This is a genomic window from Bacteroidota bacterium (assembly GCA_016711505.1).
Lineage (GTDB): Bacteria > Bacteroidota > Bacteroidia > AKYH767-A > 2013-40CM-41-45 > JADKIH01.
In genome coordinates this window covers 311,576-326,486 of sequence record JADJSV010000002.1, presented here as the reverse complement: position 1 = coordinate 326,486, position 14,911 = coordinate 311,576, and the positions used below count along the sequence as shown (strand labels likewise).

11 protein-coding genes and 1 pseudogene are annotated in these 14,911 nt (G+C 38.7%); 4 read left to right on the top strand and 8 right to left on the bottom strand.

Going from position 1 to position 14,911, the window contains the following annotated elements:
* Window positions 1-12: 12 nt before the first annotated feature.
* Window positions 13-1,308, bottom strand: a complete 1,296-nt coding sequence (locus IPL24_05100; protein MBK8363065.1) for a UDP-N-acetylmuramoyl-tripeptide--D-alanyl-D-alanine ligase — start codon at window positions 1,306-1,308, stop codon at window positions 13-15.
* 1,600 nt (window positions 1,309-2,908) lie between these two features.
* Here IPL24_05100 and IPL24_05095 point away from each other — a divergent pair.
* On the top strand, window positions 2,909-4,417 hold the full coding sequence (locus IPL24_05095) for a F0F1 ATP synthase subunit beta (GenBank protein MBK8363064.1): 1,509 nt from the start codon (window positions 2,909-2,911) through the stop codon (window positions 4,415-4,417).
* A 6-nt stretch (window positions 4,418-4,423) separates the two neighbouring features.
* Window positions 4,424-4,663 carry an ATP synthase F1 subunit epsilon gene (atpC, locus tag IPL24_05090; GenBank protein ID MBK8363063.1) on the top strand — a complete coding sequence of 80 codons (240 nt, stop codon included), beginning with the start codon at window positions 4,424-4,426 and terminating at the stop codon, window positions 4,661-4,663.
* A gap of 250 nt (window positions 4,664-4,913) precedes the next feature.
* On the opposite strand, the gene IPL24_05085 is transcribed toward atpC, so the two are convergent.
* The gene (locus tag IPL24_05085; GenBank protein MBK8363062.1) at window positions 4,914-5,750 is read right to left on the bottom strand and encodes an alpha/beta hydrolase; all 837 of its coding nucleotides are present in this window, start codon (window positions 5,748-5,750) and stop codon (window positions 4,914-4,916) included.
* A gap of 278 nt (window positions 5,751-6,028) precedes the next feature.
* On the opposite strand from IPL24_05085, the gene IPL24_05080 reads away from it, so the two are divergent.
* Window positions 6,029-6,586, top strand: a complete 558-nt coding sequence (locus IPL24_05080) for a type 1 glutamine amidotransferase (GenBank protein MBK8363061.1) — start codon at window positions 6,029-6,031, stop codon at window positions 6,584-6,586.
* A gap of 82 nt (window positions 6,587-6,668) precedes the next feature.
* On the opposite strand, the gene IPL24_05075 is transcribed toward IPL24_05080, so the two are convergent.
* The 4 genes and pseudogenes from IPL24_05075 to IPL24_05060 all read right to left on the bottom strand — a co-directional run bounded on the left by IPL24_05075 (window position 6,669) and on the right by IPL24_05060 (window position 12,099).
* Window positions 6,669-7,349 (bottom strand): ABC transporter ATP-binding protein, encoded by a 681-nt coding sequence (locus tag IPL24_05075; protein ID MBK8363060.1) that lies wholly within the window; start codon window positions 7,347-7,349, stop codon window positions 6,669-6,671.
* A gap of 1 nt (window position 7,350) precedes the next feature.
* Window positions 7,351-8,610 carry an ABC transporter permease gene (locus tag IPL24_05070; protein ID MBK8363059.1) on the bottom strand — a complete coding sequence of 420 codons (1,260 nt, stop codon included), beginning with the start codon at window positions 8,608-8,610 and terminating at the stop codon, window positions 7,351-7,353.
* A pseudogene (locus IPL24_05065) lies at window positions 8,607-9,700 on the bottom strand (efflux RND transporter periplasmic adaptor subunit). Before IPL24_05065 ends, IPL24_05070 begins: the two are co-directional and overlap by 4 nt.
* A 224-nt stretch (window positions 9,701-9,924) precedes the next feature.
* On the bottom strand, window positions 9,925-12,099 hold the full coding sequence (locus IPL24_05060) for a glycoside hydrolase family 9 protein (protein MBK8363058.1): 2,175 nt from the start codon (window positions 12,097-12,099) through the stop codon (window positions 9,925-9,927).
* 108 nt (window positions 12,100-12,207) lie between these two features.
* Here IPL24_05060 and IPL24_05055 point away from each other — a divergent pair, with 108 nt between their 5' ends.
* The gene (locus tag IPL24_05055) at window positions 12,208-13,521 is read left to right on the top strand and encodes a hypothetical protein (GenBank protein ID MBK8363057.1); all 1,314 of its coding nucleotides are present in this window, start codon (window positions 12,208-12,210) and stop codon (window positions 13,519-13,521) included.
* A gap of 134 nt (window positions 13,522-13,655) precedes the next feature.
* Here IPL24_05055 and IPL24_05050 read toward each other — a convergent pair whose 3' ends face one another.
* Window positions 13,656-14,069, bottom strand: a complete 414-nt coding sequence (locus IPL24_05050; GenBank protein MBK8363056.1) for a response regulator — start codon at window positions 14,067-14,069, stop codon at window positions 13,656-13,658.
* Window positions 14,070-14,082: 13 nt separating this feature from the next.
* A complete protein-coding gene (locus IPL24_05045; GenBank protein ID MBK8363055.1) occupies window positions 14,083-14,910 on the bottom strand; it encodes a HAMP domain-containing histidine kinase in 828 nt (275 codons plus the stop codon).
* Window position 14,911: the final 1 nt, after the last annotated feature.

The window sequence follows — 14,911 nt, the reverse complement described above, 5'->3', positions numbered from 1 at the left end:
CTTGTGTTAATTTTAATTGATAAGCAACTCCATTTTTGAACTCCGCGACCCCTTAACAAGAATCAACGAATTCTCCGGAAGATTCTTTTTGAAATAATCAGCGGCTAAACTTGAATTTTCAAAGTGCATACTTTTTATTTCATTCGCATATACTCCGAAATTTTTTCCCACTAAGATCAATTGTTGAAAATGCATTTTTTTCAACTGCTCAATAATTCGTTTATGTTCCGCAACACTTTCTTCTCCTAATTCCGCCATGTCACCAATACAAATGATCTTCGAATCCGATTGCATCTTTTCAAAATTACGAAGCGCAGCTTCCATGCTACTTGGATTGGCATTGTATGCATCGAGCACTATTGTATTCGTTCCGTATTGAATGATCTGCGAACGACTGTTATCAGGAACATATGCAGCGATGGCTTCATTAATATCTTCGGGTTTCACACGGAAATAATTTCCGATGCAGATTGCGCTTAAAATATTTTCGAAATTGTAAGCACCGATCATCTGAGTCTGAATTTCACCGTGTGCACTTTCACATTTCCAGTGCAACGTAATTGTCGGTTCAGATGAAATCAGTTCGCCTTTGCAAAAAACGTTTGACGATGTTCCGTAAGAAATTATCTTTTCAGGCTTGTATTCATCTGCCATTTTATTCAGATGTTCATTGTCTGTATTGATAAATGCAGTCCGGCCTTGTCCGTGCAGATGTGCATACATCTCCCCCTTTCCTTTTTTCACGCCTTCAAATCCGCCGAAACCTTCCAAATGCGCTTTACCAACATTAGTGATCAATCCGTAATCCGGCATGGCAATGCTGCACAACAAATCAATTTCCTTCTGATGATTTGCACCCATTTCAATGACAGCAAAATTTGTTTTTGCAGGCATCGACAAAATTGTAAGCGGCACACCGATGTGATTATTCAGATTTCCTTTCGTTGCATGAACATTGAATTTTTTTGCAAGAACATTTCTGATCAGTTCTTTCGTTGTCGTTTTTCCATTCGATCCTGTTATGGCTAAAAATGGAAAATCACATTTCGATCGATGATGTTGCGCTAATAGCTGAAGAGCTTTCAGACAATCATCAACAAGAATGCAACGTTCATCTATCTTGTAATCTTTCTCATCAACTACCACCAGTGATGCACCAAGTTCCAATGCTTGTCCGGCAAAAGTATTTCCGTTGAACGTAGGACCTTTCAACGCAAAAAATATACAGCCTGTGGAGATAGTTCTGGTATCAGTTGAAACAACAGGATTTGCTAGAAAGTGTTGGTAGATTATTTCGATTTGCGACATGGGACGAAAATAGTAGGATTTCTTCATAGTTTTTGGTTCAAATGGGGAAAGTTCTTAGTGATTTTTTTTAAGGCAATGATGGCGAATAAAGAATTACGTAAAAAAATAATCCCGTCCTTATATTTCGCATGCAAAATCAAAACGTAAATTGAAATGAAATTTTTTTTAAATGAAACTGATTTCCAAATCATGTGCGACCCCTCCGGGGTCGTATCACGAAAAACATTCGTTTTTTCTACCGATATGTGACCCCTCTGGGGTCGGGATTTACATACATCATGCGGATTTGTAATTTCCTACCGATATGGCTACCGATATGTGACCCCGCTGGGGTCGGGATTTACATACATCATGCGGATTTGTAATTTCTACAAATATGGGACCACGCTACCGATTTGTGACCCCGCTGGGGTCGGGATTTACATACTTCATGCGGATTTGTAATTTCCTACCGATAGGCTCCGGGTGACCCCGCTGGGGTCGGGATTTACATACATCATGCGGATTTGTAATTTCCTACCGATATGGCTACCGATATGTGACCCCGCTGGGGTCGGGATTTACATACTTCATGTGGATTTGTAATTTTCTACCGATATGGCTACTACCGATATGTGACCCCGCTGGGGTCGGGATTTACGTCATGCGGATTTGTAATTTCTTCCGATATGGGACCACGCTACCGATTTGTGACCCCGCTGGGGTCGGGATTTACATACATCATGCGGATTTGTAATTTCTACCATTATGGGACCACGCTACCGATTTGTGACCCCGCTGGGGTCGGGATTTACATACATCATGCGGATTTGTAATTTCTACCGATATGGGACCACGCTACCGATATGTGACCCCGCTGGGGTCGGGATTTACATACATCATGCGGATTTGTAATTTCTACCATTATGGGACCACGCTACCGATATGTGACCCCGCTGGGGTCGGGATTTACATACATCATGCGGATTTGTAATTTCTACCGATATGGGACCACGCTACTACCGATATGTGACCCCGCTGGGGTCGGGATTTACATACATCATGCGGATTTGTAATTTCTACCGATATGGGACCACGCTACCGATATGTGACCCCGCTGGGGTCGGGATTTACATACATCCTGCGGATTTGTAATTCTTTACCAATATGGAACCGCACTAGGGTTTGTACTTACTTACATCCTACGGTTGTGTAATTTCTCTTTAATCAAGAAGCCTTGTTCTGGCGAATTAATTTGTCAACTTTTAAACCCAACCCCAACGACCCCAGAGGGGTCACATATTGGTAGAAAAACAATAATTGCGTCGCAATTACGACCCCGGAGGGGTCGCACATGAATACGCAATACAATTGACTATGAAATCGAAATTCGATGTTTTCCGATAAAAACGGATGGCAAAATCATTTTCCAAGGGGTGAGAATTTTCTCATGATATAAGGGAATTAAACAGGAATTGCATGAATTTTTAAGGTAAACAAACCTCGAAATATATAGGTGAAATTGAGGTGTTATTTTTTACGAACACAGTTACTTTTTAAGGTAGAAATTCACTACTTTCGCGGTCTCAAATTAAAATCCATTAAAAACATATAAACCATCATGGCGAATATTGGAAAAATCACCCAAATTATCGGAGCCGTTATTGACGTCAGCTTCGAAGATGAAGGCAGTGTATTACCAAATGTCCTTGACGCATTGGAAATCGAGCGTCCGGGAAATACTCCTATTATCCTTGAATGTCAGCAACATATCGGTGAAGACCGGATCCGTACGATCTCTATGGAATCGACTGACGGCTTGACTCGCGGAATGAATGTCCGTAGTCTGGGCGCTCCGATCCAAATGCCGGCAGGAGATATCATCAAGGGTCGTCTGTTCAATGTAACAGGTGATGCTATCGATGGAATCGGTGCAGTTTCAAAACAAATTTCAGTTCCTATCCACCGTCAGGCTCCTCGTTTCGAAGACCTTTCGACGGAAGCGGAAGTACTTTTCACAGGTATCAAAGTAATTGACCTTATCGAGCCATACTCAAAAGGTGGTAAAATCGGTCTGTTCGGTGGTGCCGGTGTTGGTAAGACCGTATTGATCATGGAATTGATCAACAATATTGCAAAAAGCTACTCAGGACTTTCAGTTTTCGCCGGTGTAGGTGAGCGTACCCGTGAGGGAAATGACCTTCTTCGTGAGATGATCGAATCAGGCGTTATCCGTTATGGTGACGAATTCAAACATTCAATGGAAAGCGGCGGCTGGGATTTGTCAAAAGTTGACATGGCTGAGCTTGCTAAATCACAAGCGACATTGGTGTTCGGACAAATGAATGAGCCCCCTGGAGCACGTGCACGTGTTGCCCTTTCAGGACTTACTGTAGCGGAATATTTCCGTGACGGTGATGAGAAATCAGGTGGTCGTGATATCCTTTTCTTCATCGACAATATCTTCCGTTTCACTCAGGCAGGTTCTGAGGTATCGGCCCTTCTTGGTCGTATGCCTTCAGCCGTAGGTTACCAGCCTACTCTTGCTACTGAAATGGGATTGATGCAAGAGCGTATCACTTCAACAAAACGTGGATCTATTACTTCGGTTCAGGCCGTTTACGTTCCTGCCGATGATTTAACTGATCCGGCTCCGCCTACTACGTTTGCCCATTTGGATGCAACAACTGTATTGAACCGTATGATCTCTGAGTTGGGTATCTACCCTGCGGTGGATCCATTAGATTCTACATCCCGTATCCTTTCTCCTGCTGTTGTTGGTGAAGAGCATTACAATACTGCGCAACGTGTGAAGAACATTCTTCAGCGATACAAAGAACTTCAGGATATCATTGCCATCCTTGGTATGGACGAGTTAAGTGACGAAGATAAATTGACAGTGTCTCGTGCACGTCGTGTTCAGCGTTTCCTTTCTCAGCCGTTCAACGTTGCTGAGCAGTTCACAGGATTAAAAGGTGTGATCGTTCCGATCGAAGAAACTATCAAAGGTTTCAACATGATCATGAATGGTGAAGTGGATGAATATCCGGAAGCAGCTTTCAACTTAGTAGGAACAATTGATGACGCTATTGCAAAAGGAAAGAAAATCCTTGCGGAAGCTCAAAAATAATAATACATGCATTTAGAGATCATCACTCCCGATAAAAAAATCTTCGCAGGCGAAGTAACTTCAGTTTCCGTTCCCGGAAAAAGTGGTCGCTTCGAAATGCTCAACAATCACGCACCGATCATTTCTACTCTCCTTAATGGTAAAGTAAAAGTGAAAGACAAAGAAGGCGTAAAAACTTTCGATGTAAAAGGCGGAGTTGTGGAGATGCTGAATAATAAAGTTATTATTCTGGCGGAAGGGGCTTAATCGGGTTGTAAATAATTTTTTGGAAAGGCGATGCGAGAGTGTCGCCTTTTTTGTTTTTAAGTCGTTCGTTCTAAACTCATGACTTGATAATGAAAAATTAAACACAGAGTTCATGGAGAAAAAAAGGGAGGAAAAGGAGAAACTTCATTTCTCCTTTTCCTCCCTTTTTTCTTTGTGACCTCTATGTTTATTTTTTTTCCAATGTTTTGGAATTCTAGTGTTAATAATTTAAGTACAAGTCTAAAATAAACTAACTCATTAAAAACGTTACCAAGTCTTTATTCAGCCTATCCTTCTGCGTAAACCATATCCCATGCGGCTCTCCTTCATAAACAATAAGCTTGTTATTCTTTATGACCTTCGTCGCTTCCAAGGCAGTTGGTTTGATAGGAACTGTCTCGTCTTTGTCGCCGTGAATAATGAGAGTCGGAACATTCACTGATGACATCTCACTTCTGAAATCCGTTGAAGAAAAACTTTTCGCACATTCAATTGTAGCATGTGGAGATGCTTGCGAACAAACATTCAGATAATAATTCAATGATTGATCACTGATGTTATTATTCAATAGCGTAACGCCGAAAAATGTTTCACCAAAGTCATCGAGAAATGCAATGCGGTCTTCTTTCATGGCTGCAAGCATTTTATCAAACATTTCCTGCGGAACTCCATCGGGATTGTCAGGCGTTTTTAACATATATGGAGTGATCGATGAAATGAGTACAGCTTTTGTTACACCTTTACCTCCAAACTTGCTGAAGTAACGTACAACTTCTCCTCCACCCATAGAAAATCCAACGAGAGCAACATCTGATAAATTGAGAGCTGTAATCAGTTCATTCAGGTCAGATGTTAATGTATCATAATCGTAGTTACCCCACGGTCTGCATGATTCTCCGAATCCTCTGCGATCGTAAGTGATCACGCGGAAACCGTTTTGAACCAAGTGATCGATCTGATATTCCCACATTATACTGGTTAGTGGCCAGCCATGAATTAAAATAACAGGTTTACCCGAACCGGCTTCCTGATAATGAAGATGATGTTGGTGATTATCGGTTGATGATGAAAGTTTGACAGAAGGCATGATTGGGATTTTTTTATTAAGAGGGTAAATTTTCATGCCATCAACTGGATGCGTCGATAGGATTTTCTTTAAAAAAAATAATTTTGAAATTCAAAATGCTCTGATTGCAGGTTTATTCCAAATCACAGGTCGCCCCGATGGGGCTTTCGGTTTGGCGTTGCCATTTTTTCTGCAAACATGTCGCCCCTACGGGGCTGGTTTTAATTCGAATGGCAAGTGTAATTGACATTTTGTATGGCACGTATATTTTATAGTTTCTATTTAAAACCAATATCCAAATGAAATTAAAAGGAAAGAATGTAGCTATACTGATGACAGATGGCGTTGAGGATTCTGAATTCAGAGTTCCATACAAAAAATTAATTGATGAAGGCGCTAATGTGCATGTAATTTCACCTTCAGGCAAAGAAGTGAAAACATGGAAAGATCATCAATGGGGCGAAGCAGTATCATGCGACAAGAAACTTAGTGAAGTTAAAGCATCAGATTATGATGCGCTTGTCTTGCCCGGTGGAGTTATGAATCCGGATGCATTACGCATGGACAAAGATGCCGTGGCTTTTGCCAAGCACTTTATGCAGGAATCAAAACCAATTGCTGCAATTTGTCATGGGCCGTGGTTGCTGATAGAAACAGGTATGTTGCAAGACAAAAACATGACTTCATGGCCTTCCCTGAAAACTGATCTGACAAATGCCGGTGCAAAGTGGGAAGATAAAGAAGTTGTAGTCGACAATGGACTTGTAACAAGCCGTAAGCCGGATGATCTGGATGCGTTTTGTGAGAAAATGGTGGAGGAGATTGTGGAGGGGTGCATGCTTAAATTAAAAATTTAACACAGGGCACTAAGAAAACAAGGAGAAAAAAGGGACTTCTATTTCCGCTGATTTTCTATGTCTCTGTTTTTGTTAAAAAAAACTACTGCTTAATAATCCTACCATCCTCCATCTCAATCACCCTCTGCGTCTTCTCCGCAAACTCCGGGTCATGAGTTACTATTAACATTGTTTGCTTGAATTCTATTGTTAACTGCTTGAGAATATCGAAAACTATTTCACTGTTCTTCTTGTCGAGATTACCTGTTGGCTCATCACCCATGATAATGTCGGGGTCATTTATTAAGGCACGTGCAATAGCTACACGCTGTTTCTCGCCACCTGACAATTGATTTGCTTTTTTTAACGCTAACTGCTCAATGCTGAGTTTCTTCATTAACTCCATAGCGCGATGCTCTACTTCCTGTTCTGAATACTTGGCAAGTTTCAAACCCGGTAGCATTACATTTTTCAAAGCAGAAAATTCATTCAATAAATAATGAAACTGAAATACAAAACCTATTTTTTCATTGCGGACCCGAGCAAGTTCACTCTCTGTTTTGCCTGACATTGAAATATCGTCAATCAGTAATTCACCTGTATAATCTGTATCCATCGTCGAAAGAATATATAATAGCGTAGATTTTCCACAACCTGACTTACCCACTACAGATACAAATTCACCTTTACTGACTTTGAAATTAATATCCTTCAACACCTGAACTGTAACAGGATCATGAAAATTCTTATTGATACTTCTGGATTCTAAAATTATTTCGCTCATATTATTTCCCCCTGATTATAACAACAGGATCAACTTTCCCTGCTTTGCGTGCCGGGAAAAATCCTGCGAAGTAGGTTGTGATCAAAGAAAAAATTCCTCCAATGAAATAATAAACAATATTGTAGTTGATCGGAAACGTTGTTACAGTTGGCAATGCTGCTGTATTGAATGGAATCTGATCGATCAATGACGATAACAGAAATCCAAAAAGTAATCCTGCTATTCCACCGACAAACCCTATTGTCATTGCAATGGTGAGAAAAATCCGTTTTACATCTATCCCTGCAAAGCCCGTTGCTTTCAGTATAGCAATCGTCTCCATTTTTTCAAAGATCATCATGTTGAGAATGTTATAGATGCCGAATCCCGCAACAATAAGAAGTGTAATTCCAACCGAATAAGATATTATTGATCGAACACGGCTACCTGTTTCAAATTGCGAATTGGCTGTCTGAATATCTTCTGCATCCGTTTGAAAAAGTTCTGCATATTCTTTTGCTACTTCAGGTGCAAGTAAAATGTCTTTCAGCTTAACCTGAAGATCGGTCACATAACTTTTATCTTTTCCTAAAATCTTCTGAACAGTTCCTATTGAGGCATATGCCTGCGTCTTATCAAAATCAAGTAAGCCGGATTCAAAATATCCTACGACTTTCAATGGAAACCGCTCACCTTGCGAGGTCGTGAGTTGTACTACATCTCCTACATTTGCCAGTAATTTTTGCGCAAGTGCTTTACCAAGAATGATACTGTTTGAAACATTCTTCAGATCGATTGGATTTCCTGTTGTAACATATTCATTGAAGTGGAAAAGCCGGGTCTCTTCCTGAACATCAACACCATTGATAGATGCAGTGATCTCAATAGCACCATCGTTAAAAAAAACAGGAGCATTGATCCGCGGAGCTAATCCTAAAACCCGATCATCGGTTTTTATTTTTTGTATGATTGCGCCGCTATTATAGATCTCTTTTCGTCCGGCACCCGATTTAATCGAATTGATAAAATTATAATCTCCTTTAAATTCAGGTGACGCATCAATCGGCTGAACTTTTGCAGGTTTGATGTCATTGAATAAGCGTACATGTGGTGTGCGATTAAGTATCAGACCATCCAACATAGTATTTAAGCCTGTCATGAAACTCAAAAGTGTTACGAACATCGTAATACTGAACGTGACACCAACTGCTGCAACAACAGTCTGCTTCAATCTGGCAAGCAAAAGAGATTTAGAAATACTAAAGATCAGCCGGAGATTCATTTAACAGGAAGGTAGATAAAGTCTGATGATGAAATGCCACTTATGATCTCTGCTTTGTTGTAATCTTTTAATCCAACAACCACTTTTTTCTTCTCCCCTTTTTCATTTAATACAAATTGATCTTCGACAAGATAAGTTCTTGGAATTGTCAATGCCTTTTCTTTTGTATGAATAACAATATTTGCCTCCACAGTTAAATTTGGAAAAAGTTCATCGGGCTTCTGAACGAAATCTGCTTCTACTTTAAACGAACGTGTCCGCTCATTCATAATAGGATCAATTCGCCTTACAACGGCTTCAAATATTTTTCCTTTGTAACTATCAAGACTTAACAGAATTTTCTGACCAGCTTTTATCCTAGTAACATCGTATTCATCAACCTGCAATTCCAGTTCGAATACTTCAGCGTCGCCGATAATTGCAACAGGAGTTTGAGTATTGACAAGTTCTCCTTTTTCTTTCAGAATGCTGTAAACACGTCCATTGGTTTCACTTTTTATTATGAAATCATTCTGAACATTGGTACTTATACTCAAATTATTCTTTGCTTGCCGGGCAGCAAAGTCTGTCTGGGTTTTGGCATCATCATATCTGAGTTTTGCAGAACGGAAATTTGTCTGCGAATTAGTATAGGCGAGTTCTCTTTGCTCGAGATCGATCAACGTTCCTATTTGTTGTGCATATAAATTTTTCTGTCTGATAAAAAGCACAGAATCATTTTTCAATTTTGATCCTGCAAATTCAAGATTTGCTTTGAGTTCATTCAGCTTATCGCCATTGATATTCTTTTCGGCAAGCTCCGCAGCAAGTCGGGCATTGGCAGTATTTAATTTGAAGATTCATTCAACAGTCTTAAAATAGGCTGATCTTTTTTTACAACATCCCCTTCATTAACCATTATCTCATTCAGCAAACCATTCACTGTTGAATAAACCTGATATTGATTTCTGCTTTTAATGATTCCGGAGGCATACACCGACTCCGTTATGGCTTCAACAGTAGGTTGAATTTTCTCCTGCTTCTTACTGCATCCAATGAAATTAAGAACCACGAGGGCCAGTAGGAATAAATGTCGTTTGTATAAATGCATTTGAGTGAAATGATTATTTAAGCCAACAAGTTAATCTTATTGTGCTTCAAAAATAATGATTTTGGTCTCAAACGGAAAAATTCAACTGATTGAAGTGCATTATTTTACATCTAAAGTGCAGTGATTGTACTTCTAAAAGTGAATTGACATGTATTAATTGTAAATATTTCGGAATGCGGAATGCGGATTTCGGAATGTGCTACATGAAATCCATGTTTCTAACATTATTGCTTTACCACTCTGGCAACTTCAGTAATCTCACCTGAATTAACTTTCAAAACATACATTCCGGATGTTACTGCTGATAAATCAATCAGTATGGAATTCTCATTATCGATAGATCTTTCAAAAACATTTCTTCCACTGATATCAAACAAAGAAATCTTTCCACCTGAAATAAGTCTGTTCAGTATAACTGTCACCTCGTTCTTAGAAGGCGAAGGAAAAATTGATTTAATGATCTTTCCTTCATCCGATAAATTCAACGCAGAAATAGTTGTAGGCAGACACAAAGGTGAAGCAAATTTCGAAATCATTTTTACATAAGCAGCATTTGTATAAATCCCGGCTTCTGTTACTGTCCATGAATTCAATGGCCAGTTATCATTAAAATCTTTATACGACTTTTGAATCGGTTGATTCATTGGTGGTGTTACGTTTATATTACAGAGTGCATTATTAATCGGACTTCCACATGAACCCGGGCAGCAACCATCAAGCGAATAACCGGGATTTGGTCCACCGGGAATATAGCCTGGTGGCGGACCATAAGTGGATACGCCAACTTCATCCCAGAGCGGACTTCCGTTTTCAAACCATGCATGATAAAATTGAGAAACAGAATTTTCTGCCCCAAAAGAACCCATATTGCTTATAAATGTTTTCGAATTAGGATTTACACCATGGAAATAATGGACATACCCTGCAGCTGCATTCGTAAAATTATTTTGATTTACCGTGCTTAGATTATAGGCATTCATATTTAAAAACATGTTTGCCTGTTTGGATTTCGTCTGATTGCTGTTCCATGTGTAATTATTATCTGCCAGCCATGCACTATACGCATCGGTTCTACTTAAATATGCAGGAAGGTTGTCAGCATTATTTGAAACCATTGAAGAAGTGTAAGCACTAATTATATCATTTATGACTGATGTCGTTGCACCGGGGGTTTTGGTATAGTACAAAAGTGCATCCTGCTCAACACCTTCAAATGGATATGCATATGTCCACTGAAGCAAATGCAGATCCTGATAATTAGCATCCACAAACGTACGATACTGTTGATCTGTAGTCAATGCATAAAGAAAAACTGATGCTGTAAATTTTCTCGCTGCCACTCCATAGCTATCAGTTTCCTGTTCACCTGCGCCGAGTAAACCTGAATTATAAAATGTAACACCAGGGTTTGCCACCGCCCAATCGTATGCAGCTATTGCAGCATTTTTATAATAGAAAGCATCGATAGCCTGTCCAATCGAAGTAAACTGAATTGAAGCCAATGCAAAAATACCGGCTGCTGTAAATGATGCAGAAGTGGTAGCAGGACCATAGACTCTGAAATTCTGATCACTGCTCGGCGGACTTGCAGCTCCACCACCTACGATCGATAAAACTGAACCATCCGTTTGTTGCATTTTACGAAGCCAGCTCAACTCATACTTAATTTCATCAAGGAGGTCAGGAATTCCATTTCCGCTTTCAGGGATATTATAATCATCTCCCCATATCAATGGATTTTCTTCGTATGCCAGTAATAGGTCAATCATTGTTCCCCACGTAAAGTTCACATATTTATTATAATCACCCGCATCATGCCATCCGCCAGAAAGATCTCTTGCAGTACTACTTATTCTATTGTTGTATAATTTGCATTCAAAATCCTGATCTGTCCTTTGATGGCAAGAGTGATCCGCCCAAGCCGAATCGGCGTACTGTGAGTCTTTTCTCATTCCGCAACGAGCATAATAAAACATTCGCACAGTTTGAATCAATGCATCATTGTAAACACACTCATCTATCTCAAAACGATATGAGCCGACATTATTTGAAACATCAAAAATATAATATGCTCCGGGAGAGGTAAAAGTGGAAAAATCAAACCACCAAACCTGATCTCCACTTTGACTTTGCGTGGCACCACTATTCCATGAAGATGGGCTTCCAGTGAAAACAACAGCATCCGTACTCCACTCACGTAACTGATAAACACTTCCCGGAATAAATGTTGCTGTGTTGTTATATCCGATTAATGGATTTGAAATAACAGCTATTTTCTCATCAAGCGGTCGGTAACCAAATTGATCTACTTTAATATTCTCCGAAGTAGTTGCCGGTGATCCGGACATATATTTTATCCAGAACAAAAGAATACATTGTAAAGTAAATTTCAGCTTCATTTCTGTTTTATTTATGTATCAATATTACTAAAATTAGGTAGTCAATTTGCTTTTCAGATGAATTTCCTAAATGCAAGGTTTTGTCTATATTCACCCACAACTATGGAAATGAAGCCTGCTAATTTTAAATGGATAATGATTTTCTGGATAACAGCAGGTCATCTTTTGGTCCAAACAACAGGACTCATCCATTACGAATTTGATCCAGGAATTTACTGGCGACCGGAATATGCTTTTCAGGAAAACTTTATCCAAAATATTTTTCATCTCCATACAAACCCACCTCTCTTAAACTTTATCGCAGGCATTTGCTACCAGATCCACTTACCCTTCTATATATTTTGCCTCGCATCTTTTATGATCATGCAGATCGCCGGAACATTTATGTTTTACAATTTGCTCCGGAAATTAAAAATAGGCCATGCAGCACTTTTCGCCTTCCTTTTGCTAGGAAATCCATTACATTTTATCTGGTTCAGTTTTTATTATTATCCTGCAATACTATTCTTTCTTAGCATCGCATGCTTACAAATTCTTTATTCTGACAAATCTGTTGTAAATAAATTCAATCTGATTGCATTACTATTTGTTGTGCTATCTCTTTTACGAGCCTCTTATCACCCACTCTGGATCCTGTTACTATTAATGTCTTTCAGAAAATTAATTCCATTTAATAAAATGATTCCGGGGTTGCTTTTATTACTAATTCCACTATTATGGTATTCAAAAAATTATGTGCAATATGGTTTCTGGAGTGGTTCAAGTCTTTTCGGGCAAAATATTTCAGCGCATTATCCTGACCACTTAAGAAAAGAAGTAAATAATTTCAATAGTCGCGGAAGATATAAATTACCTTTTGAATACGAAGGCTTGTATGATGAAAATTCGGAATTGATAAAGAAATATTCTGGAAATAAATTATTGAATGATCCGGCAACATTGCATAACGTCCGGACAATTCCAATCTCTAAAAATTATGAAAAAGAAACGAGGGAGAATTGGGAATTCAAATATTCATTTCTCACGATTGCATACGGCACCTTCAGTTATTTCGGTAGTCCGGCGATTGACGAATACAATAACAAAAGCGAAAATGCATTTTTCTGGAACAACTCTTTTCTCTTCGACTGGTTCGATCTGCCAAATATTAAAATCAAATCATCCAATGGAGGCTCTTCGTTTATCAGGCTCTCATTGTATACTCTACTCTATCCGATTACAATTATCCTCATGTTATCAAAGTACAAGTCGCTGACATTTGAAATAAAATTTATTCTGCATTGGATATTGATAACAGGATTTATCTATTGCACAATTGATCCGAATGAAGCAGCCAGAATGCGGTATGAGACGGAGCCTTTGTTTTATTTTTTAATGGTCTTGGTGCTTTCGAATTTTATAACTCCAAAAATAAAACACTAAGTTCCCTAAGTTTTTAGCACAAGAACACGGACAATTCATTTATGAATAGCCACTTGTGATCTTGTGCTAAAAACTTAGTGATCTTAGTGTTAAATTTTTTTCATATACAACTAACACATTTCAATTTAAAAAAATCAATTATTCAACAAGATTTCAATTTTCTCCTTATCAAGGGGCTTGTTCAGAAAACGACTGACGTATTTGTTGCCTTTCACTCTTTCATGATCTTCAGGATTCAGGGAAGTTGACAGCATCATTACAACACAATTTCCTTTCACTGCCTCAGGCAACTTTTCATATTCATCCAAAAAACCAAAACCATCCATTTCTGGCATGCGAATATCCAGAAAGATCAATTCAGGGAGTAATGACGGATTTGACTCACATGATTTTAAATACTCCAATCCGGCTTTAGCGGATTCTTTACTGACAACTTCACTTGAAATACCATACTTCAGAATATTTCTCTCTGCTACATAGCGATCCACATAGGTATCATCAATGATCATCACTCTTTTGTAAATCGGATTACCGTTTTCTACAGCCATAATTTTTTCGTATTTAAATCACATTATTCGGAATCAGTATCTGAAATACCGAACCTTTTCCCAATTCCGACTCTACATTTATTTTTCCATTAAGTTTTTCAATGGTTTCTTTAACTAGAAACAATCCTAAACCTGTTCCGTCCGTTTCATCAGAAACCCGATAAAACATATCAAAGATCTTTGTCTGACCTTCTTTACTGATTCCAATTCCATTGTCTTTAACAATAATATTAGCAGTTTTATCTGTGGCTTCAACTTCTATATCTACAAAAGGCTGCTCTGACATCGGATTTTGATATCTGATAGCATTCGACACCAGATTATTCAAAACAATTCCAACACCAATTTTATCAGAACAAAATTCTTTATACTGCGTGATGCTGATTTTAATATCCACATTCCTGTTACCGGAATTCATATGTCTGAGGTTATCAGAAATATTTTCTATCAATTCCTTAAAGTCTATTCGTTCCGGCTTGATCTCAAGACGTTTGCTTCTGCAATAATCCAATACATCCAGAATGAAATGGTCCAGCTTCCCAATACTTCCTAAGAGCAATTTCATATGCTCCAGAGTTACCGGTTCAGCTGTCTCTTCTTCTGTGATCTCTACAAGACCTTTCATAGAACTCAACGGGGCTCTCAGGTCATGTGATACGCTGTATACAAAGTGATCAAGTTGTTCATTTGTTTTCTTCAATTCGGAATTTTCTTCTGCTAATGTTTCAAATTGATCATACGTATCACTTATAGAATTCAGCAATTCCATAAATTTATCAGGCATTTCGATTGAATTACCGAAGTGCAACCGAACCTGATTTTGTAATAGTGGGTTTAACATT

Coding starts and splice junctions, on each gene's coding strand:
- IPL24_05100 (MBK8363065.1), bottom strand. CDS start 1,308: ATGTCGCAAATCGAAATAATCTACCAACACTTTCTAGCAAATCCTGTT.
- IPL24_05095 (MBK8363064.1), top strand. CDS start 2,909: ATGGCGAATATTGGAAAAATCACCCAAATTATCGGAGCCGTTATTGAC.
- atpC (MBK8363063.1), top strand. CDS start 4,424: ATGCATTTAGAGATCATCACTCCCGATAAAAAAATCTTCGCAGGCGAA.
- IPL24_05085 (MBK8363062.1), bottom strand. CDS start 5,750: ATGCCTTCTGTCAAACTTTCATCATCAACCGATAATCACCAACATCAT.
- IPL24_05080 (MBK8363061.1), top strand. CDS start 6,029: ATGAAATTAAAAGGAAAGAATGTAGCTATACTGATGACAGATGGCGTT.
- IPL24_05075 (MBK8363060.1), bottom strand. CDS start 7,349: ATGAGCGAAATAATTTTAGAATCCAGAAGTATCAATAAGAATTTTCAT.
- IPL24_05070 (MBK8363059.1), bottom strand. CDS start 8,610: ATGAATCTCCGGCTGATCTTTAGTATTTCTAAATCTCTTTTGCTTGCC.
- IPL24_05060 (MBK8363058.1), bottom strand. CDS start 12,099: ATGAAGCTGAAATTTACTTTACAATGTATTCTTTTGTTCTGGATAAAA.
- IPL24_05055 (MBK8363057.1), top strand. CDS start 12,208: ATGAAGCCTGCTAATTTTAAATGGATAATGATTTTCTGGATAACAGCA.
- IPL24_05050 (MBK8363056.1), bottom strand. CDS start 14,069: ATGGCTGTAGAAAACGGTAATCCGATTTACAAAAGAGTGATGATCATT.
- IPL24_05045 (MBK8363055.1), bottom strand. CDS start 14,910: ATGTTAAACCCACTATTACAAAATCAGGTTCGGTTGCACTTCGGTAAT.